Below are 25281 nucleotides of genomic sequence, written 5' to 3'. Positions count from 1 at the left end.
CGCTCCTCGCCGGACAGGCTCGGGACGGCAGAGCCGTGACACCCCGAGGAGAGGCGAGCGACCGGTGACGAGGTCCGGGCAGGAGTATCTGGAGGCGCTGCGGGACGGGCGCGAGATCTGGCTCGACGGGGAGCGCGTCAAGGACGTCACCGCGCACCCCGCGTTCCGGGCCTCCGCGGCCTCCTTCGCCGGTCTGTACGACCTCGCCGACGATCCCGTGCACCACCCCGTCCTCGTCCAGGGCGGGGTGCGGCGCGCCTACGCCGTGCCCCGCTCCTACGAGGACCTGGTGGCCCGCCGCCGGGCCTTCCGGACGACGGCCGAGGCGAGCTACGGCTTCCTCGGCCGCACCCCCGACTACATGGCCGCCGGCGCGGCCGGGTTCGCCGCCGCGCCCGCCGTCTTCACCGGCGACACCTTCGACGGCGCGGAGCACGCCCTCGCCTTCCACCGCCGGCTCGCCGAGGGCGACCTCCATGCCGCCTTCACCCTCACCAACCCGGCCTCGGGCCGCGGCGAGGACGACCTCACGCTCCGGATCGTCGGGGAGCGGGACGGCGGGATCGTCGTCCGCGGCGCCAAGACCATCGGCACCGGCGCCGTCTTCGCCGACGAGATCCTCGTCGGCACCATCGAACCGCTGGCCGACGACGACACCGAGCACGCCGTGACGTTCTCCTTACGGCTCGACACCCCCGGCCTCAAACTGATCTCCCGCACCTCCTACGAGGCGCGCTCCCGCTCCGTGTTCGACCACCCGCTCTCCTCCCGGTACGACGAGAACGACGCGATGCTCGTCTGCGAGGACGTGTTCGTGCCCTGGGAACGGGTCCTCACCTACCGGGACCCGGCCGCCACCGGCGCCATCTGGTGGCGGACCCCCGCCTACCTGAACTTCGTCCACCAGTCCGCCACCCGCTTCTGGACGAAGCTGGAGTTCCTCACCGGCCTCGCGATCCTCGTCGCCCGCTCCCACGGCACGGAGAAGCTGCCGCCCGTCACCCAGGCCCTCGGCCGGCTCCTCGGCATGGTCGCCCAGGCCAAGGCCTTCGTCCTCGCCGCCGAAGCCTCGTACGAGGAGGTCGACGAGGGCCGCGGCGGCGTCCGGCCGGGCCAGGAGATCTCCTTCGCCCAGCGGATCATGGCCGGTGAGCTCTACCCGCGGGCCCTCCAGGACATCAAGCTCCTCGCGGGCGGCGCCCTCGTCCAGCTCCCCGCGAGCGGCCGGGACCTCCTCCACCCCGAACTCGGCCCGCTGGTCCGGCAGTACTTCCGCGCCCCGGGCCACCCCGCCGAGGACCGCCTCAAACTCCTCAAGCTCGCCTGGGACGCGCTCGGTTCCGAGTTCGCCGGCCGCCACGAGCAGTACGAGCGCTTCTACCACGGAGCCCCGCACGTCTACCTGACCATGCAGACCTGGGCCGGCGCCGCCGAGCAGTGCGAGCGGCTCGCCCAGGACTGCCTGGACGGCTACGACCTGGGGACGACCCGGTGACGACACCACCACCGGGGCCGCGGCGCGGGGCACTCGCGCTGCTCGCCTCCACCCAGCTGCTCCTGATCATGGACACCGCGATCGTCAACGTCGCCCTGCCCTCCGTCGGCGCGGACCTCGGCTCCGGCTCCGCCGGCCTCTCCTGGGTCGCCAACGCCTACCTGATCACCTTCGGCGGACTCCTCCTGCTCGGCGGACGCGTCGCCGACCTCCTCGGCCACCGGCGGGTCTTCCTCGCCGGACTCGCCCTCCTCGCCGCCGCCTCCGCCGCCGGCGGGCTCGCGCCCGGCGCCGCCGCGCTCGTCGCCGCCCGCGCCGCCCAGGGCGTCGGCGCCGCCCTCGCCGCGGCCTCCGCCTTCGCCCTGCTGCTCCTGCTCTTCCCCGACGGCCCCGCCCGGCACAAGGCGCTCGGCGCCTTCGCCGCGATGGGCGGCCTCGGCGGCGTCCTCGGCACGGTCCTCGGCGGCGCCCTCACCGACCTCCTCGGCTGGCGCTCCACGTTCTGGCTGAACGTCCTCCTCGCGGCCGTCCTCGCCGGCCTCGCGCTCCGGCTCCTCGACGACCGCGCCGGCCGCTTCCGGACCGGCGGCTTCGACCTCGCCGGGGCGTTCACCGCGACCGCCGGGCTCGGACTCGTCGCCTACGCGCTCGTCGGCGGGGCCGAGTCCGGCTGGACCTCCGCCCGTACCCTCGCAGCCGGCGGAGCCGGACTCGCGCTGCTGCTCGCCTTCGCCGCCGTCGAGACCCGCGCCGCCGCCCCGCTCGTCCCGCCCCAGGTCCTCGGCCGCCCCGCGCTCCGCCTCGCCAACATCCTGGCCGCGCTCGCCCAGACCACCCTGTTCCCGATGTTCTTCCTGGTCAGCCTCTACCTCCAGAGCGTCCTCGGGTACGCGCCCCTCGGCGGCGGCCTCGGCCTGCTGCCGCTCTCGCTCGTCGTCGTCGCGGTCGCCCCGCAGACCGGCCGGCTCATCTTCCGGCTCGGCCTGCACCGGGCCATGACCCTCGGCTTCGTCCTGCTCTGCGCCGGGACCCTCTGGCTGGCCCTCGCGCTCACCGCCGACGGCACCTTCGCGACCACGGTCCTCGCGCCCAGCCTGCTGATCGGCGCCGCCCTGCCGCTCGTCATCGTCACCACCAACGTGGCCGCCACGGCCGAGGCCGCCCCCGAGGAGACCGGACTCGCCTCCGGACTCGTCAACACCAGCCAGCAGTTCGGCTCCGTCCTCGGCCTCGCCGTCCTGGTGGCCGTCGCCACCTCCCATACCGAGGCCCACGATGCCGCCCGCGCCGTCGCGGAGACGGCGGGCTTCCGGGCCGCGCTGCTCACCGGCGCCGCCTTCGCCGCCCTGGCCGCCCTGCTCTCCGTACGCCTCCACCTTCCGGAGCCGGCCCCGTCTCGGAAGGACGCCCGGGTGCCGGACCCTCGCTGACGACCCGTGTCTGACGTGAACGATGCCCACGACCACCTGGCGGGTGAGCCGTGTTCCTCCGGCTGACCGAGCCCCGAAGAAGGGACAGTTCTGTGCTTGGCGACGACCCGCGCCATCGGACCGAGGACATACGTGCCGCCGACCCGCTGGGCGCCGACGCCCTGCTCGCCGCGGTGCCCGCGATGAACGCCCGGGCCGACACCGCCGCCCTGACCGTCGCCCTGCGCGCCCTGGTCCCCGATCCGGACCGGGCCGCGCAGTGGTGCGTCGGGGCCGCGCTGGCCGCGATGCGGGACCTCGGCATCCTGCTCGGCTCGCTGAAACGCCACGGGGTGCAGCCCCTCGTCGCCGTCCCCGAGGTGCTTCCGGTCCTCGAACTCCTCGGCCGCCGGACGGACATGGTGCCCCGGGACACCGTCCACCACTACACGACCTGGAACCCGCTCGGGCGCCGCCGCCGCTCGTACACCGGCCATCCGGCCGAGGCCCGGCTCCAGGAGGCGGTCCGCATGGTCTTCCCGGGTCTTGTCGCGGCGGTCGACGACTGCTCCCGGGTCGCCCGGCTCGAACCGTACGACCCCGGTTTCGCCGCCGCCCTGGACCGGATCGCCTGCCACGTACGGGCGATGGTGGAAGCGATCGACCTCACGGTCGCGCAGGTCTCGCCGGAGTACTTCGCGGTGACCCTGCGGCCGTACTTCGAAGAGGTCGAGGTCGGGGGCCGCGACTACCTGGGGCCGGCCGCCGCGCAGGTCCCGCTGTGGCTCGTCGATCTGACGCTGTGGCAGTGCGACCGCTCCGACGCCGCCTACGAACACTTCCTGGCCGAGTCCCTGCCGTACGCGCTGCCGTCCTGGCGGGAGTTCCATGCCGTCCACCGGGGCGGGGTGTCGGCGGTGAGCAAGCTGTCGGCCGCGGTGAGCTGGGAGAGGGCGGACCGGCTGCCGCCCGAACTCGTGGCCTCGGCGGCCGCGCTCGGGCGGGTGTTACGGATCCTCAAGACGTTCCGGGCCCGCCACCTCGGCATCGCCCGCAAGGCCTACAGCGACGACGTGCGCCTGTACGAGGAGGGCAGCGGCGGCGCCCCGATCGTGCTGCTGCGCGCGATCCTGGACCTGACCAGGGAGAACGAGACCATGGTGCGCCGCGCGACCGTGCGGCGCCGTCCCGCCGGGGCCCCTGTCGGGCCCGCGGTCGCGTAGCGGCGACGCGAAGGAGCAGTCGATGAACCTCCATGCCCCCTCCCTGGCTTCCTCCCTGGCTTCCTCCCTTTACGGGCGGAGCCCGCACGTCGTGATCGCCGGCGGTGGCATCGCCGGGCTCACCACCGCCCTCTCCCTGCACGCCGCCGGATTCGAGCGGGTCACGGTCGTCGAGGCGGCGGCCGCGATCCGCCCGGTGGGTGCCGGGCTCAACCTGCTGCCGAACGCGGTCCGCGAACTGGACGCCCTCGGCCTGCTCGACGCGCTGGAACCGGGCGCCCTGCGCACCCGCGAGCTGCGCTACTACCACCGCTCGGGCGGGCTGATATCCCGCGAGCCGCGCGGCCTGGGCGCGGGCTACCGCTGGCCGCAGCTGTCCGTGCACCGCGGGCACCTCCAGCAGGTCCTCGCCGGCGCGGTCCGGGCCCGGCTCGGCGCGGCGGCACTGGTGACCGGGGTCCGGGTGAGCGGCGTGGAGCCGCTGCCGGACGGGCGGCCGCGGCTGCGCCTGGAGCACCGGTCGGGGGCCGTCCGGGGCCGGGCCTCGCTCGAACCGGACGTGCTGGTGGGCGCGGACGGCATCAGGTCGGCGGTGCGGGCGGCGCTGTATCCGGGTGAGGGCGGGCCGCCGTGGAACGGGATGCTGGTGTGGCGGGGGGTGTCCCGGATGCCGGCGCGGGCGGTGGGGTCGTTCATGCTCATCGCGGGCGACGACCGGCAGAAGGCCGTGGTGTACCCGATGAGCCGGCCGACGGGGCCGGGGCGGGAGGTCCTCGTGAACTGGGCGCTGGCCCGCCCGGCGGAGGCCGGCCGCGGGTCGGACTGCGAGGGGGAGGGGAAGCGGGGCGACTGGGACCGTTCCGTCCCCGTGGAAACGTTTCTCCGCTTCTACGAGGGCTGGGAGTTCGACGGCGTCAGCGTCCCCGACATCCTGCGGGCCGCCGACTCCGCGCACGAGTACCCGATGGTCGACCGCGAGCCCCTGGACCGCTGGACCCACGGCCGTACCACCCTCGTCGGCGACGCGGCCCACGCCATGTACCCGACCGGCTCCAACGGAGCCACCCAGTCGATCGTCGACGCCCGCGCCCTCGCCCACGCGCTGGCCCGCCACGACGACCCGGCCGAGGGCCTCGCCGCGTACGAGCGCGAACGCCGGCCCGCCATGACCGCGCTCCAGCGCGCCAACCGCCGGCTCGGCCCCGAGGCCGTCATCAAGCTCGCCCACGAGCGCGCCCCGCACGGCTTCACCGACATCCACGACGTCGTCCCGGCCGAGGAACTCGCCGCCGTCGCCCGGCGGTACGCCGCCACGGGCGCCTTCGACCCGGACACGGTCAACCAGGGTTCCCCGTACGAGGTACCGCTCCCCGTCATCGGCTGACGCGCGCCGCGCCGACCCGCCCCCCGTGCGCCGTGGTCCGGCGCGCCGCCGTGTCCTAACGTCGGAGCGGCACGCCGGACGCACAGCGTGGTGCGTCCGCTCCGCTCCGTACTCGCCTGCGAAGGTGGACAACGTGAAGGCAATCCGTCGATTCACCGTGCGTCCCGTCCTCCCCGACACCCTTCGACCCCTCGCCGACCTCGCGCACAACCTGCGCTGGTCCTGGCACGAACCCACCCGCGCGCTCTTCGACTCCCTCGCCCCGGAGAGCCGGACCGGCACCGACCCCGTCAGGATCCTCGGCGCCCTCGAAGCCCCCCGGCTCGCCGCGCTCGCCGCCGACCGGGACTTCCTGGCCCGGCTGACCGCCGCCGCCGAGGACCTCGACACCTATCTGCGCGCCCCCCGCTGGTACCAGGGGCAGCCGGGCCGGCCACCGGCGGCCGTCGCGTACTTCTCGCCCGAGTTCGGCGTCGCCGCGGCCCTGCCCCAGTACTCCGGCGGCCTCGGCATCCTCGCCGGGGACCACCTCAAGTCCGCCAGCGACCTCGGCGTCCCTCTCGTCGGCGTCGGCCTGCTCTACCGCCATGGCTACTTCCGGCAGTCCCTCGGCCGCGACGGCTGGCAGCAGGAGCAGTACCCCGTCCTCGACCCCGGCGAGCTGCCGGTCACCCTCCTCCGCGAGGCCGACGGCGCCCCCGCCCGGGTCACCCTCGCGCTGCCCGGCGGGCGCAGCCTGCACGCCCACATCTGGATCGCCCAGGTCGGTCGCGTCCCGCTGCTCATGCTCGACTCCGACGTCGAGGAGAACGCCCCCGGCGAACGGAGCGTCACCGACCGGCTGTACGGCGGCGGCAGCGAGCACCGGCTCCTCCAGGAGATGCTCCTCGGCATCGGCGGCGTCCGCGCCGTCCGTACGTACACCCGCCTCACCGGCACCCCCGACCCCGAGGTCTTCCACACCAACGAGGGCCACGCCGGTCTCCTCGGCCTCGAACGCATCCGCGAACTCCAGGGGGAGGGGCTCGACTTCGACAGCGCCCTGGAGACCGTCAGGGCCGGCACCGTCTTCACCACCCACACCCCCGTCCCGGCCGGCATCGACCGCTTCGACCGGAGCCTGATCGCCCGCCACCTCGGCCAGGACGGCGCGCTCCCCGGCGTCGACACCGGGCGCGTCCTCGCCCTCGGCGACGAGACCCCGCTCGGCGGCGACCCCGGCGTCTTCAACATGGCCGCCATGGGGCTGCGCCTCGCCCAGCGCGCCAACGGCGTCTCCACCCTCCACGGGGCCGTCAGCCGGGCCATGTTCGCCGGGCTCTGGCCGGGCTTCGACGCCGACGAGGTGCCGATCACCTCCATCACCAACGGCGTCCACGCCCCCACCTGGGTCGCCCCCGAGGTCGGCCGGCTCGGCCCCGACGCCGACGACCGGGAACTGTGGGAGCTGCGCCGCACCCTGCGCGAACGGCTCGTGACCGACGTGCGGGAACGGCTCCGGGCCTCCTGGCGGCAGCGGGGCGCGGCAGCCGCCGAACTCGGCTGGACCGACTCCGTCCTCGACCCCGACGTCCTCACCATCGGCTTCGCCCGCCGCGTCCCCTCGTACAAGCGGCTCACGCTCATGCTCCGGGACAAGGACCGGCTGCGCGCCCTGCTGCTCCACCCCGAGCGGCCCGTGCAGCTCGTCGTCGCCGGCAAGGCGCACCCCGCCGACGACGGCGGGAAGCGGCTCGTGCAGGAGCTGGTCCGCTTCGCCGACGACCCCCGGGTCCGGCACCGGATCGTCTTCCTGCCCGACTACGGCATGGAGATGGCCCGCGGCCTCTACCCCGGCTGCGACGTCTGGCTCAACAACCCCCTGCGCCCCCTGGAGGCCTGTGGCACCAGCGGCATGAAGGCCGCCCTCAACGGCTGCCTCAACCTCTCCGTCCTCGACGGCTGGTGGGACGAGTGGTTCGAGCCCGACTTCGGCTGGGCCATCCCCACCGCCGACGGCGCGGCCGCCGCCGACGAGGACCGCCGCGACGACCTGGAGGCCGCCGCCCTCTACGAGCTGATCGAACGCCGGGTCGCCCCCCGCTTCTACGACCGGGGCCCCGACGGAGTGCCGGCCGGCTGGACGGCGATGGTCCGGCGCACCCTCGCCGACCTCGGCCCGAAGGTGCTTGCCGACCGGATGGTCCGCGAGTACGTCGAGCGGCTCTACGTCCCCGCCGCCGACGCCCGCCGGGCGCTCACCCCGGACCGGGCACGGGACCTCGCCGCCTGGAAGGCCCGGGCCAGGGAGGCCTGGCCCAAGGTGTCCGTCGACCACGTCGAGGTCGGCGACGGGCTCGCGGACGACCTGGCGGACGCGGAGCTCGGCTCGACCCCGGTCGTCCGCGTCCGCGTGGCCCTCGGTGCGCTGAGCCCCGACGACGTCGAGGTGCAGGCCGTCACGGGACGGGTCGACGCCGACGACACCCTCGCGGACACCCGTACCGCCACCCTGAAGCCGGCCGGCGGCCCGGACCTGGACGGACGGCAGCCGTACGCGGGCACCCTGGAGCTCGACCGGACCGGCTCCTTCGGCTGCACGGTCCGCGTCCTGCCCGCCCACCCGCTCCTCGCCCACCCGGCCGAACCGGGGCTCGTGGCCCTGCCGGAGGAGACGGCGGGGGAGGGCGCGGGCGTGCTGCTGCGGTAGGCGGTGTCAGCGCACCTCGGCCTTGTCGGCGAGGTGCCCGTCGACGAAGCAGAGCCGGTACACCGGGACCGCGGCGAGCAGCGTGGAGCGGTAGTACCGGCACTCGTCCATGCCGGGCGGCTCCGTCGGAACTCCCTTCGGCGGGCCGTCCAGCGGGTGGTCGGGCAGGTCCTCGGCGTCGGTGATGGCGGTGAGGGTCTGGCCGATCCGCATGTGGTCGTAGTCGTCCGGTTCCAGATACGACTGGTGCTGGGTCCACAGGGCGACCCCGGCCATGAGGAGGCCGAGCGCGGCGAGCAGCGCGAGCGGGATCCAGATGGCCTGGGCGAGACCCTTGCGGACCTGGCGGCGGACACGGTCCAGCTCCCGGGCCGAGGTGGGCGCGGCGGGGGAGGACGTCGGAGGGCCGGCGGGCGTGCGGCGCGGCAGGGTCGCGCGGACCGCGAAGCCCCCGTCGGGCGTGGGCCCGTGGGTGAGGACCCCGCCCGCGAGCCGGACGCGCTCGTCGAGGCCGACGAGTCCGGTGCCGCCCGAGGCGAGCGGTGACCCGGCCGCGCCGGGGCCGCTCTCGACGTTCACGGTGACGCGCTCTGGAGCGGCCTCGACCCGGACGTCCACGGCGCCGCCCGGCGCGTGCTTGGCGGCGTTGGTGAGCGCCTCCTGGACGACCCGGTGCAGCGCCCAGCCGGCCATCCCGTCCGGCTCGTGGCCCTTCCCGGTCACCGTCAGGGCGACCGCGAGGCCCGAGGCGCGGGCGTGGGAGACGAGCTCCTCCACCGGTGCGCCGCCCGGGGCCGTGGGCGCCGGGTCCTCGTCGGGCTGGCGCAGGACGCCGATGACGTCCCGGAGGCGGGCCGTCGCGTCGGCCGCCGCACGGCGCAGTTCGCCGGCCGCGTGCTGCTGGTCGGGGCCGAGCGCCGGGTCGACCTCAAGGGCGCCGGCGCGCACGGCGATCAGGGCCAGGTCGTGGCCGAGGGAGTCGTGCATGTCGCCCGCGATCCGGGAGCGTTCCCGCAGCCGCTCCCGGTCGGCGACGGCCGCCTGCTCGCGCTCCATCCGGTCGGCGAGCTCCCAGCCGCTGTGCACGAGCCGGTCGTACTGGCGGACGTACCGGCCGATCAGCCACGGCGCGACGATCGCCAGGGCCAGCGCGAGCAGCAGCGTGAACCACTGGCCGAGCGAGGTGGCGGTGATCCGGGTGAGGAGCAGCCCGACCGCGGCCACCGCGCCGAACAGCCACAGCGCGCTCCGGGTGTGCTCCTGGCGGCGCCCCGCGAGATAGCCGAAGGCGATGAGCGCCAGGCTGTACGAGGGGGTGAACAGCTCCAGGGTGGCGGGCAGGCTCGCCGCGACCGTGACGGCGATCGGCGCCAGCGGCCACCTCCTGCTGATCGCGACGCAGCCGCCGAGCACCACGACGCCGACGGCGACCTGCGGCCAGCTCCCGCCGTCGTTGGGGTCCGACCTCAGCAGGACGGGGACGCACAGCAGCAGCCAAAGGCCCAGGTCGAAGAGCCGCTCACGCATCGGGGACCACACCCGCCTCGTACGCGAGGACCGCGAGCTGGACGCGGTTGCGGAGCCCCAGGCGGCCCAGGACGGCGCTCACATGCGCCTTGACGGTGCCCTCGACGACGTACATGCGGTCCGCGATCTCCTGGTTGGAGAGCCCGGCGCCGAGGAGGGCGACGACCTCCCGCTCGCGGCCGGTGAGCGGCTCCAGGCGGGCCCGCGCCGCGGCGGCCCGGCCGAGGCGCTCGCCGCCGAGGGTGTCGATGACCCGGCGGGCGACGGCGGGGGAGAGGGCGGCGCCGCCCCCTGCCACGGCCCGGACCCCGGCGATGAGTTCGCGCGGGTCCCCGGACTTGAGCAGGAAGCCGCCGATGCCGAGGGCGAGCGCCCGCGCGATGTAGGCGTCCTCGGAGAAGGTGGTGAGCATGACGGCGGCCGTGTCCGGGACGGTCCTGCGCAGCTCGTCGGCGGCGCCGAGCCCGTCGAGCCGGGGCATCCGGATGTCGAGCAGGGCGACGTCGGGCCGGTGCACGCGCGCGAGTTCGACGGCCTCGTGGCCGTCGCCGGCCTCGGCGACCACCTCGATCCCGGGGTCGGTGGTGAGGATGGCCCGGACCCCGGCCCTGATCATCGTCTCGTCGTCCGCCAGCAGCACCCTGATCATGCGCCCCAGGGTAGGCAGACGCGCGACGCGGACGCGCGGACGCCCGGAGGGAAGGTTCCCTCCGGGCGTCCGTCACGTCATTTCAGGCTGCGCGGTACTTCAGTCCGTACGGTCCCGGGTTACGGGAACGTCAGCTTGAAGTTGTTGATGTAGCCGGTGTCGATCGAGGCCTTGTCCTGGACGCGGAGCTTCCAGGCGCCGTTCGCGACCTCGGAGGAGGCGTTCACGGTGAAGGTCTGGACGATGTTGTCGGCGCTGCCGCCGGACCGGTTGCTCAGGCTGTAGGCCGAGCCGTCGGGGGCGACGAGGTCGACGACGAGGTCACCGCGGTAGGTGTGGACGATGTCCACGTCCACCTTGAGGGTGGCGGGCGCGTTCCCGGCGATGCCGGTGACGTTGACCGTCGAGGTGACCGCGGCGCCGTTGTCCGGGATGGAGACGTCGGCCGCGTTCTCGAAGACCGTGCCCGTGGGCGGCTCGGTGCCGCCGGGGCGGGTACCGACGTTGACACCGGCCCAGGCGTGCTGGACGGCGAGAACCTCGGGGCTGCCGGCGCCGTACAGCTCTGTGGCCACCGCGACCGTGCCCGTGCGGGCGCCGGCGTAGTTGGTGGAGGAGTTGAACTTGGTGGTGAGCGCCTTGAACCAGATCAGCGAGGCCTTGTCCCGGCCTATGCCGGTCACGGGCAGGCCGTCGGAGGTCGGCGAGTCGTAGGTCACGCCGTTGACGGTCTTGGTGCCGCTGCCCTCGGAGAGCAGGTAGTACCAGTGGTTCGCCGGGCCCGAGGAGTAGTGGACGTCGACGTTGCCGATACCGGAGTACCAGTAGTCCTTGGACGAGCCGTCCTTGCTCGGCTTGTCCATGTAGCGCAGCGGGGTGCCGTTGCCGCGGATGTCGATCTTCTCGCCGACGAGGTAGTCGCCCTTGTCCTGGGCGTTGTTGGCGTAGAACTCGACGGCCGCCGCGAAGATGTCCGAGGTCGCCTCGTTGAGGCCGCCGGACTCGCCGCTGTAGACCAGGCCGGCGGTGACGGAGGTGAGGCCGTGCGTCATCTCGTGCGCGGCCACGTCGATGGACGTGAGCGGCTTGGCGTTGGCCGCGCCGTCGCCGTACGTCATGCAGAAGCAGGAGTCCTGCCAGAAGGCGTTGACGTACGCGTTGCCGTAGTGGACCCGGGAGTACGCGCCGACGCCGTCGCCCCGGATACCGGAGCGGCCGTGCACGTTCTTGTAGTAGTCCCAGGTGAGCGCCGCGCCGAAGTGCGCGTCGGCGCCGGCGGTCTCCAGGTTCTGCGGGGTGCCGTCGCCCCAGACGTCGTCCGAGCCGGAGAAGAGCGTCCCGGTGCCGGACGTACCCCGGTTGAGGTTGTACGTCTTGTGGTTGCCGCGGGTCGTGTCCGTGAGCGTGTACGAGGGCGCGGTGCCGAGCGTCACCGAGCCGCTGTACTGGGTGTTGCCGGTGCCGGTGTGCACCGCCTGCCACTCGTACAGCTTCGCGCCGCTCTTCGCGTCGGTCACGACGTGCAGCTCGTTCGGGGTGCCGTCGTGCTGGAGGCCGCCGACGACGGTCTCGTACGCGAGGACGGGGGCGCCCTTGGCCATCCAGACGACCTTGCGCGGGGCGCGCTCGGCCTCGGTCTTCTTGGAGCCGTCCGCAGCGGCGGCGCCGATGGCCTGCTTCTCGGCGGCGGCCGGGGCGAGGGTGGCCGCGAGGTCGACGTTCTTCAGCTCCGCGCCGGAGGACTTGGTGACACCGGTGGTGGCGCCGGCCTTGGACTCGGCGACGATCAGGTCACCGCCCAGGACGGGCAGTCCGGCGTAGGTGCGCTCGTAGCGCGTGTGGGTCGTGCCGTCGCGGTCCTGCACGACGTCACGGACGACCAGCTTCTCCTGGGCGCCGAGGCCGAGGGACTTGGCCGTGGCGGCCTTGTCGGCGTCGGCCGCCTTGATGAGCGCGGTGCGCTCGGCGGGGGTGAGGTCGGCCGGGAGCTTGCCGGGGTTCGCCGACGTGCCCTGCTGGGCCTTGGGGGCGATGGACGCTCCATCGGCGGGGGCGTTGGCCGCGGTGGCGGACCCCGTCTGGACGCTCACGGCGAGCATGGCGGCGGCAGCGATCAGAGCGCCGGTCGCGGTGGCGCGACGGCTGGGCGTGGATCTCACGCAGACTCCTTTTGCGAGGGGGGTACCGGCGGACTGGGTGGGCCGTCCGGGCAGAGCAAGGAGAGCTGTGGAGCACGTTCGAAGCTGTGGAGCGCGTACCGAGCTGTGGAGCGCGTACGGAGCTGTGCGGCACGTTCGGGTGAAGCGGCGAACAGCGATACGAACAACCGGGGAGAGAGTGACAGGACTGACGGGTACCTGTCATGAGTGCGTCAGGAAGTTGGCCGGAACTCGTCCGCTGCCCGTACGTCCGTGTTCGTTAACCGGACGTTTCGTCGATCATGGACGCGATGCCGTCCAGCGTTCGCTGAAGCCCGAATTCGAAGAGCGCGTCGAGGTCCAGACCGTAGGCCCCGTCGGCCGTGACCGAGTTCAGCTCGAGGTACGACCCACCCGCCTGGATCGCGTCGAAGCGTGGCTCATTCTGTTCCATCCACTCGCCGTCGGAGATCCCCGTGTCCTGCCGCGCCTGCTCCTCCAGATCCGCCGCCATCGACAGCCCCTGGACGTAGGCGAAGACCAGCAGATGCGCGTGGAGCTTCTCCGTGTCCGTCAGCGGAGTGCCCCGCAGCGACCGCAGCACCCACTCCAGGTACGCCATCGCGTTCGGGCTCGCGATCGGCCGCGTGAACGAGGCCATCGCGTGCGCCATCCACCGGTGCCGGGCGTACACCTCGCGCAGCCACCGCGCTCCCCGCTCCAGGCCCACCCGCCACTCCGTCGGCACCGGCCCCAACGGCACCTCGCCGCAGGCCGCGTTCGACATCAGCCGCACCAGCTCCGCCTTGCCCGGCACATGGCGGTACAGCGTCATCGTCGACACCCCGAGCACCGTCGCCACCCGGCGCATCGTCAGCGCGTTCAGCCCCTCGGCGTCCGCCAGTTCCAGCGCCGCGTCGACCAGTCGCTCCCGGGACAGAGGCTCCGCGTCCGGCGTCGCGTTCTGTTTTCCTTGCGCGACCACCACCGTGCCCACCCCCGGCTCGGGCCGCACCAAGCCCTCCTGGCGCAGCACCCCCAGCGCCTTCGTGGCCGTCGCCATCGCCACGCCCCACTCGCGCGTGACCGCCCGCGTCGACGGCACCCGGTCGCCCGGTGACAGCTCGCCGGACCGGATGCGGCGGCGGAGCTCGGAGGCGATCGCCAGGTAGGGCGGTTCGGTCGTCATCGGGCGAGTGTACTAGTGCGGTAGGGACGGTGTACGCCCTGTTGAAGTGGGGAGTTGGGGGTTCCTTCCGGTGTGCACTAGGGCGGGAGTGGCCCCGTACGCCTGGGGCTGCTTCCTTGCCCGTATGACACTCACCGCAAGCCCCGGCCACACCGCCGGACCCGGGCCTGCCCGCGCCGGACGGCGCGAATGGGCCGCCCTCGGCGTCCTCATGCTGCCCCTCCTCCTCGTCTCCATGGACGTCTCCGTCCTCTACTTCGCCATCCCCTCCATCAGCGCCGACCTGAACCCCGGCGCCACCGAACAGCTCTGGATCCTCGACACCTACGGCTTCGTCCTCGCCGGACTCCTCGTCACCATGGGCGCCCTCGGCGACCGCGTCGGGCGCCGCAGGCTCCTCCTCGGCGGCGCCGCCCTCTTCGGCGTCGCCTCCGTCGCCGCCGCGTACGCGCAGAGTCCCGGCGCCCTGATCGCCGCCCGCGCCCTCCTCGGGCTCGCCGGCGCCTGCCTCATGCCCGCCACCCTCGCCCTGATTCGCAACCTCTTCCAGGACCCGGCCCAGCGCGCCAAGGCCGTCACCGCGTGGACCTCCGTCATGGCCAGCGGCATCTCCCTCGGGCCCGTCGTCAGCGGCGCCCTCGTCGAGCACTTCTGGTGGGGGTCCGTCTTCCTCATCAACCTGCCCGCGATGGCCCTTCTCCTCGTCCTCGGGCCCCTGCTCCTTCCCGAGTCCAAGGCGGCGGTCCGTGGCGGGCCGTTCGATCTGGTGAGCGCGGGGCTCTCGCTCGCCGCCCTGCTGCCCCTCATCTACGGGATCAAGGAGCTCGCCAAGGGTGGATGGGCGCCGCTGCCTGCTCTCGGTGTGACCGGTGGGCTGGTGCTGTGCCTGGTGTTCGTCCGTCGGCAGGCCCGGCTCGTCCATCCCGTCGTCGACCTCGGGCTCCTTCGTACCCGGGCCTACGGCGGCTCCGTCCTCGTCAATCTGCTCGCCATGGTCGCGACCGTCGGCTTCGCCGTCTTCCTCACCCAGTACCTGCAGTCCGTCCTCGGCCAGAGCCCCTTCGAGGCCGCCCTGTGGAGCCTCGTCCCCGCGGTCGGCGTCCTCGTCTCCGCTCCGGTGGCCGCGGTGCTCGCCCGTCGGGTCGACCGCGCGTACGTCATGGGCGGCGGGTTCCTCGTCGCCGCCGGCGGCTTCGCCTGGCTCGCCGCGATCGACCGCACCACGCCCTTCTGGGCGGTCCTCGTGGCCTCCGCCCTCTACGCCGCCGGGCTCGTCTCCGCCATGACCCTCGCCAACGAACTCGCCCTCGGCGCCGCCCCGCCCGAGCGCGCGGGATCGGCCGCCGCCGTCCTCGAATCGGGGCAGGAGCTGGGTGGCGCGCTCGGGATGGCGATCCTCGGGTCGATCGGTGCGGCCGTCTACACCGCGGCCATGCCCGCTTCGGCTCCCGCCGCCGCCCGGGAGACTCTGGGGGGTGCGCTCGGGGGGTCGGCGGCTGTGCTTGACGCTGCCCGCGGCGCCTTTGTCGACGCCATGGGGGGTGCGGCCTTGGGCGCTGCTTTGTTGATGCTTGTGGCCGCTGGGGTGGCGGTCGGTTTGTTGCGGGGGCGGTCCTGAGTAGTGGTTCCGTGGGGGACGTTCCGGGGGTCGTATTCGGGACTGCATGATTTACGGCGCTTGCGGGTCCCGGATCTGCTGATCCTTTCTCGTGCGCCACAAATCACGCTCTACGTCCCGAACACGACCCCCTCCACGTCCCCCACTCCTGTTCGGTGCGCCGCCGACCCCGGTGGTCGGCTTGTCTCAGCCCACCAGACTGTCCCGCCATGCCTGGTGCAGGCTCGCGTAGCGGCCCTCGCCCCTCACCAGGATCTCGGGCGTGCCGTCCTCGACCACCCGGCCGTTCTCCATCACCAGGACCCGGTCCGCCACCTCGACCGTGGACAGGCGGTGGGCGATGACCACCGCCGTACGGCCCGCCAGGACCGTGTCCATCGCCCGCTGCACCGCGCGTTCGCCCGGCACGTCCAGCGAGCTCGTCGCCTCGTCCAGGATCAGGACCGCCGGGTCCGCGAGCAGCGCCCTCGCGAACGCCACCAGTTGGCGCTGGCCGGCCGAGATGCGGCCGCCTCGCTTGCGTACGTCCGTGTCGTAGCCGTCCGGGAGGCACGTGATGAACTCGTGCGCTCCGATTGCTCTGGCGGCCTTCTCGATCTCTTCCCGGGTCGCGTCCGGGCGTCCTATCGCGATGTTCTCCGCCACCGTTCCGGAGAAGAGGAACGCCTCCTGCGTGACCATCACGACACCTCGCCGGAGGTCCGGAGTGGTGAGGTCCCGGAGGTCGACTCCGTCCAGGAGTACCCGGCCGTCCGTGGGGTCGTAGAAGCGGGAGAGGAGTTTGGCGAGAGTTGATTTGCCTGCGCCTGTGGCGCCTACCACTGCCACCGTCTGGCCCGGTGGGATCGTCAGGTCGAAGGTGGGCAGGACCTCGCCGCCCGTTCGGTAGGCGAAACGGACCTTGTCGAAGACCACCTCTCGGCCCGGTGTGCCCGGGCGTTCGGGGAGCTTCCGTGGTGCCGTTGCTTCCGGGACTCCCGGCTCCTGTGCCAGGAGGCCCGCGATCTTGGCGAGGCTGGCTGCCGCCGACTCGTACGAGTTGAGGAACATGCCCAGGCGGTCGATCGGGTCGTACAGGCGTCGCATGTACAGCACCGCCGCAGCGAGGATGCCCAGGGCGAGGGTGCCGTCCGCGACTCTGTACGCGCCCCACAGGCACATGCCCGCCACCGCCGTGTTCGCCACCAGTCGCGAACCGACCACGTAGCGGGCCATCTCCAGGAGCGCGTCGCCGTTGCTGCGTTCGTGGCGGTGGTTGAGCACCGCGAACTCGGCGTCGTTCGTTCGTTCGCGGCGGAACGCCCGGACCGGGCGGATGCCGTTCATCGTCTCCGCGAACTTCACGATCACGCCCGCGATCGCCGTGGACCGCTCGGCGTACACCTTGCCCGCGCGTCGCCGGTAGAGCCGGACGAGGAGGTAGAGCGGGAGGAACGACGCTACGGCCATCGCTCCTATGCCCAGGTCCAGCCAGAGCAGGATGACGGCGATCGACACGAAGGAGAGGACTACGCCGATCAGTTCCTGGAGGCCCTCCGAGAGCAGTTCGCGGAGTGACTCGACGTCCGTCGTGGAGCGGGAGATCAGGCGACCCGAGGTGTAGCGCTCGTGGAAGTCCACGCTCAGGACCTGGGCGTGACGGAAGATCCGGCCCCGGAGGTCCAGGAGAACGTCCTGGTTCACGCGGGCCGCCACCCGTACGAAGGCGTACTGGAGGAGTCCCGAGAGTGCGGCGCACAGCAGGTAGCCGAGTGCCACCGCCACCACCGGGCCGTGGTCTCCCGCGCGGAAGGCCGGGACGCCCCGGTCGATCGCGTACGCCACGAGCAGCGGGCCCGCCTGGACCGCCCCCTCCTTGACGAGGAGGATCAGCGCGGCGGCCGTCACCCGCAGGCGGTGGGTGGCGAGGAGGGAACGCAGGAGTGTGCCCGTCGCCCCCTGGGGGGTCGGCAGGTCGTCCCGGTCGAAGGGGTCCGTGGGCGGTGTCCCGGGGGGTGCCGGGGTGTTGTTCTCGGTCGTGACGATGGTGTCCGTCATCGGTGTTCGTTCCCCTCGTCGCCGGACATCAGCCAGGCGTACTCCTCGCTGCTGCGCAGCAGTTCCTGGTGGGTGCCGACCGCGGTGATCCGTCCCTCCGAGAGCAGCGCGACCCGGTCGGCCAGCATCACGGTCGACGGGCGGTGCGCCACGACCAGTGCCGTCGTCTCGCGCAGCACCTCCCGCAGGGCCGCCTCCACGCGTGCCTCCGTGTGCACGTCGAGCGCCGAGAGGGGGTCGTCGAGGACCAGGAAGCGGGGCTTGCCGACCACCGCGCGCGCCAGCGCGAGCCGCTGCCGCTGGCCGCCCGAGAGGCTCAGGCCCTGTTCGCCGACCTGCGTCGCCGTTCCTTCCGGCAGGCGGTCGACGAAGCCGTCGGCCTGGGCCACGCCCAGGGCGCGCCGCAGTTCCGGCTCGCCGGCCTCGGCCGCGGCGCCCATCAGGACGTTCTCCCCGACGCTCGCCGAGAACAGCGTCGGCTCCTCGAAGGCCACCGACACCAGGGTCCGCAGCCGTTCCCGGTCCATCAGGGCGATGTCCTCGCCGTCCAGCAGGATCCGCCCGCCGGTCGCCTCGTGCAGCCGCGGTACGAGCGCGGTGAGCGTCGTCTTGCCGGAGCCTGTACCGCCGACGAGGGCCAGTGTCTCGCCGGGGCGGATGTGCAGGTCGATGCCGTCCAGGACGGGCGGTGACTCCCTTGGTGCGTCCGGGTAGCGGAACGACACGCCCTCGAACCGCACCCCGTCGGGGGCGTTTGTCGGTGGGGTGGGGGAGGGGGGTGATTCCCGCTCCTCCTCCGCGTCCATCACCTCGAAGTACCGTTCCGTCGCGGTTGCCGCCTCCTGGCTCATCGCCAGGAGGAAGCCGATCGACTCGACCGGCCAGCGCAGCGCGAGCGCCGTCGACAGGAACGCGACGAGCGTGCCCGCCGACAGGTCCCCGTCCGCGACCTGCACGGTGCCGAGGACCAGCGCCGCCCCGATGGCCAGCTCGGGTACGACGGTGATGACCGCCCAGATCATGGCGAGCAGCCGGGCCTTCGTCAGTTCGGTGCCCCGCAGCAGCTCCGCGAGCGCCCGGAAGGCCCGGGCCTGGCTGCGGTGCCGGCCGAAGCCCTTGACGATCCGGATGCCGAGGACGCTCTCCTCGACGACCGTCGTCAGGTCGCCGACCTGGTCCTGGGCGCGACGCGCCACGACCCCGTACCGGCCCTCGAAGAGCGAGCAGACGATCACCAGCGGCACGACGGGCGTGAGCAGCACCAGGCCGAGGGACCAGTCCTGGGCGAGCAGCAGCACGTAACCGGCGAGGATCGTCACACCGTTGACCAGCAGGAAGGTCAAGGGGAAGGCCAGGAACATCCGGACCAGCATCAGGTCGGTCGTGCCGCGCGAGAGCAGCTGCCCCGACGCCCACCGGTCGTGGAAGGCGATCGGCAGCCGCTGGAGCCTGCGGTACAGATCGGCCCGCATCCGCGCCTCGACCCCGGAGAGCGGCCGCGCGACCAGCCAGCGCCGGTACCCGAAGAGGACGGCCTCGGCGATGCCGAGCAGGAAGAGGTAGAGCGCCCCCAGCCACACGCCGCCCGGATCGCGGTCGGTGATGGGGCCGTCGACCATCCATTTCAGGACGAGCGGGATGACGAGCGACAGGCAGGAGGCGACGATCGCGACGATCGCGGCGGTGAACAACCGGACCCGCACGGGCCGGACGTACGGCCACAGCCGCAGCAGCACGCGTATCGCCGAACGGTCGGGGGAGGGCTCTGGGGGCAAGGGTTTCTCGGGCATCAGGCCCGACCATACGGTTCACCACTGACACGTCTCATCCGGTTTTCCCGCCGGGCTCGCCCCCGGGGTCGTACCGGCCATCAACCGATCGGTTGATACGGCTTCGAGCGCGATGGCCGATACCGGCGGTCCGGCCGGATCGCCAGGCTGAGGTCATGACAGCGATCGAGGTGCAGGGACTGCACAAGGCGTACGGCGACCGGAAGGTCGTCGACGGGGTGTCCTTCGAGGTCGGCGAGGGCGAGATCTTCGGGATCCTCGGGCCCAACGGCGCCGGCAAGACCACCACAGTGGAGTGCGTCGGGGGACTGCGGACCCCCGACGAGGGACGGGTGCGCGTCTGCGGGTACGACCCCGCGACGCAGCGCGACGAGGTCACCCGGGTCCTCGGCGTCCAGCTCCAGGAGAGCGAACTCCAGCCCAAGCTGACCGTCCGTGAGGCGCTCGACCTGTACGCCTCCTTCTACGAGCGGCCCGCCGACCGGCAGGAGCTCGCGGAGCGGCTCGGGCTGCTGCCGCATCTGCGGACCCGGTTCGGGAAGCTCTCGGGCGGGCAGAAGCAGCGGCTCTTCATCGCCCTCGCGCTGATCGGCGATCCCCGGGTCGTCGTCCTCGACGAACTCACCACGGGCCTCGACCCGCGCGCCCGCCGGGAGGCCTGGGCGCTCGTCGAGTCCGTCCGGGCGGGCGGTGTGACCGTCCTGCTCGTCACCCACTTCATGGAGGAGGCGCAGCGCCTCTGCGACCGGATCGCCGTCATCGACCAGGGGCGGATCGCCGCCCTCGACACTCCGGAGGGGCTGATCGGGCGGTCGTCCGCCGCCAAGGAGATCTCCTTCGCCGCGTCCACTCCGCTCGACCCCGCGGAACTCGGCGCGCTGCCCGGGGCCGTGGGCGTGGAGACGACGGACGGCCGGACCGTCGTCCGCGGTACCGACGAGACCGTCGCCGCCTTCGTCTCGCTTCTCGCCCGCCGGGGCGCCACGGCCGGGCAGCTCCGCGTCACCGACGCCACCCTCGACGACGCCTTCCTCGACCTGACAGGAGCCGACCCCCGATGAGCGCCACCACCACCGCCACCCGTGCCGTGCTGCGCACCGAGGCCCGGCTCTTCGCCCGGGAGCCCGGCTCCCTGTTCTGGATGATGGTCTCGCCGACCGTCCTGCTCGTGATCCTCGGCCTGATCCCCTCCTTCCGGGAGGCCTCCGACGACCTCGGCGGGCGCCGGGTCATCGACCTGTACGTCCCCGTCTCCGTGCTCTTCGCCCTGATCATGTCCGGACTCCAGGCCATGCCCCCGGTCCTCGCCGGCTACCGCGAACGCGGCATCCTGCGCCGGATGTCCACCACGCCCGTACGCCCCGGAGCGCTGCTGACCGCCCAGCTCGCCCTGCACGCCGTCGCCGCGCTCGTCTCCTCGCTGCTCGTGATCACGGTCGGCCGGCTCGCCTTCGGCGTCGCCCTGCCGGAGAACCTCCCCGGCTACGCCCTCGCCCTGCTCCTCGCCGTCGCGTGCGGCCTCGCGCTGGGTGGCGCCGTCTGCGCGGTCTCCCGCACCCAGAAGATCGCCACCGCCGTCGGCTCGGTCGTCTTCTTCCCGACCATGTTCACCGCGGGCGTCTGGGTGCCCGTCCAGGCCATGCCGGATACTCTCCAGCAGATCGTCCAGCTCACCCCGTACGGTGCCGCCTCCCAGGCACTGGACACGGCCATGTCCGGTGGCTGGCCCGACTGGGCAGCGCTCGCCGTGATGGGTGGTTGGACGGTCGTGCTGACCGCCGCTTCGGTGCGCTGGTTCCGCTGGCAGTGACGACCGGACAGTGACGACCGGGCAGTGACGACCGGACAGTGACGACCGGGCAGTGAGCCCGTGTGCGAGGGAGGGGTCGATGCCCATCACCATCGAGGACCGCTGGCACCAGTTCTTCCGCTGGGGGCCGTACGGGCTGCTCGCCCTCGCCACTGTCATCGCCGCCGCGTCGGCGGGCGCGTTCATGAACGGCGAGCAGCAAGCCATGGCCGGAGCCCTGCTGCTCGCTGCGCTCGCCCTCCAGGTGGGGTGGGACCGCCGCTGCGTCCGCGTCCGCGCGCGACTCGCCGCCGACGCCCGCCCGGGCCCGGAGTCCGGCCCCGGCGGCGAACCGCCCTGTGCCGCGGGGCCCGTGCTCGTGGCCGGGGCGCCCGGGCCCGCCTCCGTCGCCTACTTCGCCCTCCGGACCGCCCTCGCCTTCGCTCTCTGCTGGCTCAACCCCTTCTTCGCGATCTACGCCTCCATCGGCTCCTTCGACGCCGAGCACGTCCTGCCCCGCCGCGTCTCCCGCGCCGGACTCCTCGTCACCGCCGTCACCATGGCCGGCGCCCAGTCCGGCGGGCTGCCGCCCAAGAGCCTCGTCCAGTGGCTGGCCTTCGGCGGTCTCTTCGCCCTCAACGCCGGGCTCGCCGTCGTCTTCTCCCACCTCGGCACCAGAGAGGCCGAGCGCGCCGCCGAACGCGCCGAGACCATCGCCGAACTCGGCCGCACCAACGCCCGCCTCGAACGGGCCCTCGCCGAGAACGCCACCCTCCAGGCCCAACTCCTCCTCCAGGCCCGGGAGGCCGGGGTCGCCGACGAGCGCCGCCGGCTCGCCGCCGAGATCCACGACACCATCGCCCAGGGCCTCACCGGCGTCATCGCCCAGCTCCAGGCCGCGACCGCCACCCCCGACCGCGAGCGCGCCGACACCCACCTCCGGCGGGCCGCCGGCCTCGCCCGGGACAGCCTCGGCGAGGCCCGCCGCTCCGTGCGGAACCTGAGCCCGGTCGCCCTGGAGCACGACGCCCTGCCCCAGGCCCTGCGCAAGACCGTCGCCGACTGGGCCGAACGCACCGGCGTCGACACCCGGTTCACCGTCACCGGCACCGAACTGCCCCTCCACGACGAGGTCGCCGCCACCCTCCTGCGGATCGCCCAGGAGGCCCTGTCCAACGCCGCCCGCCACTCCGGCGCCTCCCGGGCCGGCGTCACCCTCTCCTACATGGGCGACGAGATCGCCCTCGACGTACGGGACGACGGCCGCGGCTTCGACCCGCGCGCCCGGACCGAACGCGACGGCTCGGGAGGTGGGTTCGGCCTCGACGGCATGCGCGCCCGCGCCGAACGGCTCACCGGCTCCGTCACCGTGGAGGCGGCCCCGGGCGAGGGCACGGCGATCTCCGCTCGCGTACCGTTGGGCGCGCCATGACTGACATCACCCTCCTGATCGTCGACGACCACCCCGTCGTACGGGACGGCCTGCGCGGCATGTTCACCGCGGCCGGCTCCGGTTCCGGCTCCGGATCCGGCTTCCGTGTCCTCGGCGAGGCCTCCGACGGCGTCGAGGGCGTCGCCCTCGCCCTGAGCCTCGACCCGGACGTCGTCCTCATGGACCTGCGCATGCCCGGCGGCAACGGCGTCGACGCCATCGCCGAGCTCACCCGCCGCGGCGCCCGCTCCCGGGTCCTCGTCCTCACCACGTACGACACCGACACGGACACCCTCCCGGCGATCGAGGCGGGCGCCACCGGCTACCTCCTCAAGGACGCGCCGCGCGAGGAGCTGTTCGCGGCCGTGCGGTCCGCGGCCGAGGGCCGCACCGTCCTCTCCCCGGCCGTCGCCACCCGCCTGGTCACCGCCGTCCGTACGCCCGCCGTCGCCGACACCACCCTGTCCGCCCGCGAGAGCGAGATCCTCGGCCTCGTCGCGAAGGGCACCGCCAATCGCGCCATCGCCGCCGAGCTCTTCATCAGCGAGGCCACCGTCAAGACCCATCTCACCCACATCTACGGCAAGCTGGGCGTCAAGGACCGCGCGGCCGCCGTCGCCGCCGGCTACGACCGCGGGATCCTGGGCCGCGCCTGACCGGCCGCCTCAGGCCTTCACCCGCAGCAGCACCGTCGAGCGCCCGCCCACCGTGATCGTGCCCCCGCCGCGGTACTCCGTCCCCGGCGCACCCGACTGGTCCTCCAGGGTGGTGTCCACGACGAGCTCGTACGACTCCGCCCACGGCGGTCCCGGCAGCCGGAACTCCAGCGGCCCCGATCCGGCGTGCAGGACGGCGAGGAAGCTGTCGTCGGTGATCTGCTCCCCGCGCTCGTCCCGGCCGGGGATGTCCCGGCCCGAGAGGTAGAGGCCGAGCGTCGCCGTCGGCGCGTACCAGTCCCGCTCCGTCATCTCGCCGCCGTCCGCGCCGAACCAGGCCAGGTCCCGCAGCCCGTCCGCGCCCTGCGGCCGCCCCGAGAAGAAGGCCCGGCGGCGCAGCACCGGGTGGCGGTGGCGCAGGGCGAGCAGCCGGCGGGTCAGGGCGAGGAGCTGGGCCCGCCCCGGGTCGTCCGGCAGCGACCAGTCGAGCCAGCCGATCTCGTTGTCCTGGCAGTACGCGTTGTTGTTGCCGCCCTGGGTGCGGCCCATCTCGTCGCCGGCGACGAGCATCGGGACGCCGGTGGAGAGGAGCAGGGTGGTGAGGAGGTTGCGGAGCTGGCGGAGGCGCAGGGCCTGGATCTCCGGGTCGTCCGTCTCGCCCTCCGTTCCGCAGTTCCAGGAGCGGTTGTCGTGGGTGCCGTCCCGGTTCCCCTCGCCGTTGGCCTCGTTGTGCTTCCGCTCGTACGTGACGAGGTCCCGGAGCGTGAAACCGTCGTGCGCGGTGACGAAGTTGACGGAGGCGTACGGCCGCCGCCCGCCCCAGGCGTACAGGTCGCTGGAGCCGGAGAGCCGGTAGCCGAGGTCCCGCACGTCGGGCAGGGCGCCCCGCCAGAAGTCCCGTACGGCGTCCCGGTAGCGGTCGTTCCACTCGGTCCAGAGAGGAGGGAAGGCCCCTACCTGGTAGCCGCCGTTGCCGACGTCCCAGGGCTCGGCGATCAGTTTGACCCGGCGCAGGACCGGGTCCTGGGCGATGACCGCCAGGAACGGGGACAGCATGTCGACGTCGTGCATCGAGCGGGCCAGGGCCGCCGCCAGGTCGAAGCGGAAGCCGTCGACGCCCATCTCCGTCACCCAGTAGCGCAGCGAGTCGGTGATGAGGCGCAGCACCTGCGGCTGGACGACGTGCAGCGTGTTGCCGCAGCCCGTGTAGTCGGCGTACCGGCGGGCGTCGGACTGGAGCCGGTAGTAGCCGCGGTTGTCGATGCCCTTGAGGGAGAGGGTGGGGCCCAGCTCGCCCGCCTCCGCCGTGTGGTTGTAGACGACGTCGAGGATGACCTCGATCCCGGCCGCGTGCAGCGCCCGCACCATCCGCTTGAACTCGCCGACCTGCTGCCCGGTCGTCCCGGAGGACGAGTAGGCGGCGTGCGGGGCGAAGTAGCCGAGGGAGTTGTAGCCCCAGTAGTTCTTCAGCCCGCGCCGGAGGAGGTGGTCCTCGTGCGCGAACTGGTGGACCGGGAGCAGTTCCACGGCCGTCACTCCCAGCCGTACGAGGTGCTCGATCGCCGCCGGGTGCGCGAGCCCCGCGTACGTGCCGCGGAGCCGCTCCGGGATGCCGGGGTGCTGCTGGGTGAAGCCCTTCACGTGCAGCTCGTAGATGACGGAGTCCTGCCAGGGCGTCTTGGGCCTGCGGTCGTCCGACCAGTCGTCGTCGTCGTGGACGACGACCCCCTTCGGAACGTACGGAGCGGAGTCCCGGTCGTCGCGGACGGTGTCGGCGACATGCTGCTGAGGCCAGTCCCGTACGTGTCCGTACACCTCGGGAGGGAGCGCGAAGTCTCCCTCGACGGCTCGCGCGTACGGGTCGAGGAGCAGCTTCGCCGGGTTCCAGCGGGCACCCGTCCACGGGTCCCAGCGGCCGTGCACCCGGTAGCCGTACCGCTGCCCGGCGCCGACCCCGGGCACGAAGCCGTGCCAGATCTCATGGGTCAGCTCGGTCAGCGGCAGCCGCCGCTCCGTGCCGTCCGCGTCGAAGAGGCACAGCTCCACGGCCTCCGCGCCCCCCGCCCACAGGGCGAAGTTGGTGCCCGTCACCCCACCGGGCCCGACCCGGCAGCGGGCACCGAGGGGCGTCGGCGCCCCCGGCCACACCGGAGGGGGTGTCCTGCTCGCCCCCTCCGGCCCGGCCCGCTCCAGGGCATGCTCCTGTACCGCCTCCTGCTCGGCTGCGCTCGACACCGTCCCGGCCTCCCGCGGCTC

At 73.2% G+C, this 25281-nt stretch carries 15 protein-coding genes and 1 pseudogene; 10 read left to right on the top strand and 6 right to left on the bottom strand.

What is annotated here, in order from left to right; translation table 11 throughout:
* Nucleotides 1-64 precede the first annotated feature (64 nt).
* The 5 genes from OG357_RS11695 to glgP all read left to right on the top strand — a co-directional run bounded on the left by OG357_RS11695 (nucleotide 65) and on the right by glgP (nucleotide 8200).
* Nucleotides 65-1495 (top strand): 4-hydroxyphenylacetate 3-hydroxylase family protein, encoded by a 1431-nt coding sequence (locus OG357_RS11695; protein WP_329621088.1) that lies wholly within the window; start codon nucleotides 65-67, stop codon nucleotides 1493-1495.
* Nucleotides 1492-2925 (top strand): MFS transporter, encoded by a 1434-nt coding sequence (locus OG357_RS11690; RefSeq protein WP_329621087.1) that lies wholly within the window; start codon nucleotides 1492-1494, stop codon nucleotides 2923-2925. The genes OG357_RS11695 and OG357_RS11690 overlap by 4 nt, the downstream gene beginning before the upstream one ends.
* Nucleotides 2926-3017: 92 nt before the next feature.
* Nucleotides 3018-4127: a monodechloroaminopyrrolnitrin synthase PrnB family protein gene (locus OG357_RS11685; RefSeq protein WP_329621086.1), complete on the top strand. Its 1110-nt coding sequence runs from the start codon at nucleotides 3018-3020 to the stop codon at nucleotides 4125-4127.
* 22 nt (nucleotides 4128-4149) lie between these two features.
* Nucleotides 4150-5511 carry an FAD-dependent monooxygenase gene (locus tag OG357_RS11680; protein ID WP_329621085.1) on the top strand — a complete coding sequence of 454 codons (1362 nt, stop codon included), beginning with the start codon at nucleotides 4150-4152 and terminating at the stop codon, nucleotides 5509-5511.
* A gap of 133 nt (nucleotides 5512-5644) precedes the next feature.
* The gene (glgP, locus tag OG357_RS11675) at nucleotides 5645-8200 is read left to right on the top strand and encodes an alpha-glucan family phosphorylase (RefSeq protein WP_329621084.1); all 2556 of its coding nucleotides are present in this window, start codon (nucleotides 5645-5647) and stop codon (nucleotides 8198-8200) included.
* A gap of 6 nt (nucleotides 8201-8206) precedes the next feature.
* Here glgP and OG357_RS11670 read toward each other — a convergent pair whose 3' ends face one another.
* The 4 genes from OG357_RS11670 to OG357_RS11655 form a co-directional block, all read right to left on the bottom strand.
* Nucleotides 8207-9727 (bottom strand): sensor histidine kinase, encoded by a 1521-nt coding sequence (locus OG357_RS11670; protein ID WP_329621083.1) that lies wholly within the window; start codon nucleotides 9725-9727, stop codon nucleotides 8207-8209.
* On the bottom strand, nucleotides 9720-10376 hold the full coding sequence (locus tag OG357_RS11665) for a response regulator transcription factor (protein WP_329621082.1): 657 nt from the start codon (nucleotides 10374-10376) through the stop codon (nucleotides 9720-9722). The genes OG357_RS11670 and OG357_RS11665 overlap by 8 nt, the downstream gene beginning before the upstream one ends.
* Before the next feature lie 119 nt (nucleotides 10377-10495).
* Nucleotides 10496-12535, bottom strand: a complete 2040-nt coding sequence (locus tag OG357_RS11660) for a M4 family metallopeptidase (RefSeq protein WP_329621081.1) — start codon at nucleotides 12533-12535, stop codon at nucleotides 10496-10498.
* Between the two features lie 259 nt (nucleotides 12536-12794).
* A complete protein-coding gene (locus OG357_RS11655; RefSeq protein WP_329621080.1) occupies nucleotides 12795-13703 on the bottom strand; it encodes a TetR/AcrR family transcriptional regulator C-terminal domain-containing protein in 909 nt (302 codons plus the stop codon).
* 124 nt (nucleotides 13704-13827) lie between these two features.
* Between OG357_RS11655 and OG357_RS11650 the strand changes: the two genes are divergently transcribed.
* Nucleotides 13828-15321, top strand: coding sequence for an MFS transporter (locus OG357_RS11650; RefSeq protein ID WP_329621079.1), 1494 nt, complete (start codon nucleotides 13828-13830; stop codon nucleotides 15319-15321).
* A 186-nt stretch (nucleotides 15322-15507) separates the two neighbouring features.
* On the opposite strand, the pseudogene OG357_RS38840 reads toward OG357_RS11650, so the two are convergent.
* Nucleotides 15508-19148 (bottom strand): annotated as a pseudogene (locus OG357_RS38840) (ATP-binding cassette domain-containing protein); the annotation flags it as partial.
* 155 nt (nucleotides 19149-19303) lie between these two features.
* Here OG357_RS38840 and OG357_RS11635 point away from each other — a divergent pair.
* From OG357_RS11635 to OG357_RS11620, 4 genes are all read left to right on the top strand, one after another.
* Entirely contained in the window at nucleotides 19304-20209 is a 906-nt protein-coding gene (locus OG357_RS11635; protein WP_329621076.1) for an ABC transporter ATP-binding protein, read from the top strand.
* On the top strand, nucleotides 20206-20958 hold the full coding sequence (locus OG357_RS11630; protein ID WP_329621075.1) for an ABC transporter permease: 753 nt from the start codon (nucleotides 20206-20208) through the stop codon (nucleotides 20956-20958). The genes OG357_RS11635 and OG357_RS11630 overlap by 4 nt, the downstream gene beginning before the upstream one ends.
* Before the next feature lie 79 nt (nucleotides 20959-21037).
* Nucleotides 21038-22369 carry a sensor histidine kinase gene (locus tag OG357_RS11625; RefSeq protein ID WP_329621074.1) on the top strand — a complete coding sequence of 444 codons (1332 nt, stop codon included), beginning with the start codon at nucleotides 21038-21040 and terminating at the stop codon, nucleotides 22367-22369.
* The gene (locus OG357_RS11620) at nucleotides 22366-23025 is read left to right on the top strand and encodes a response regulator transcription factor (RefSeq protein ID WP_329621073.1); all 660 of its coding nucleotides are present in this window, start codon (nucleotides 22366-22368) and stop codon (nucleotides 23023-23025) included. The genes OG357_RS11625 and OG357_RS11620 overlap by 4 nt, the downstream gene beginning before the upstream one ends.
* 9 nt (nucleotides 23026-23034) lie before the next feature.
* Here OG357_RS11620 and glgX read toward each other — a convergent pair whose 3' ends face one another.
* Nucleotides 23035-25260 carry a glycogen debranching protein GlgX gene (gene glgX, locus OG357_RS11615; protein WP_329621072.1) on the bottom strand — a complete coding sequence of 742 codons (2226 nt, stop codon included), beginning with the start codon at nucleotides 25258-25260 and terminating at the stop codon, nucleotides 23035-23037.
* Nucleotides 25261-25281: the final 21 nt, after the last annotated feature.

It is taken from the genome of Streptomyces sp. NBC_01255 (assembly GCF_036226445.1).
Classification (GTDB): Bacteria; Actinomycetota; Actinomycetes; order Streptomycetales; family Streptomycetaceae; genus Streptomyces.
This window is presented reverse-complemented; position numbering and strand designations above follow the sequence as displayed.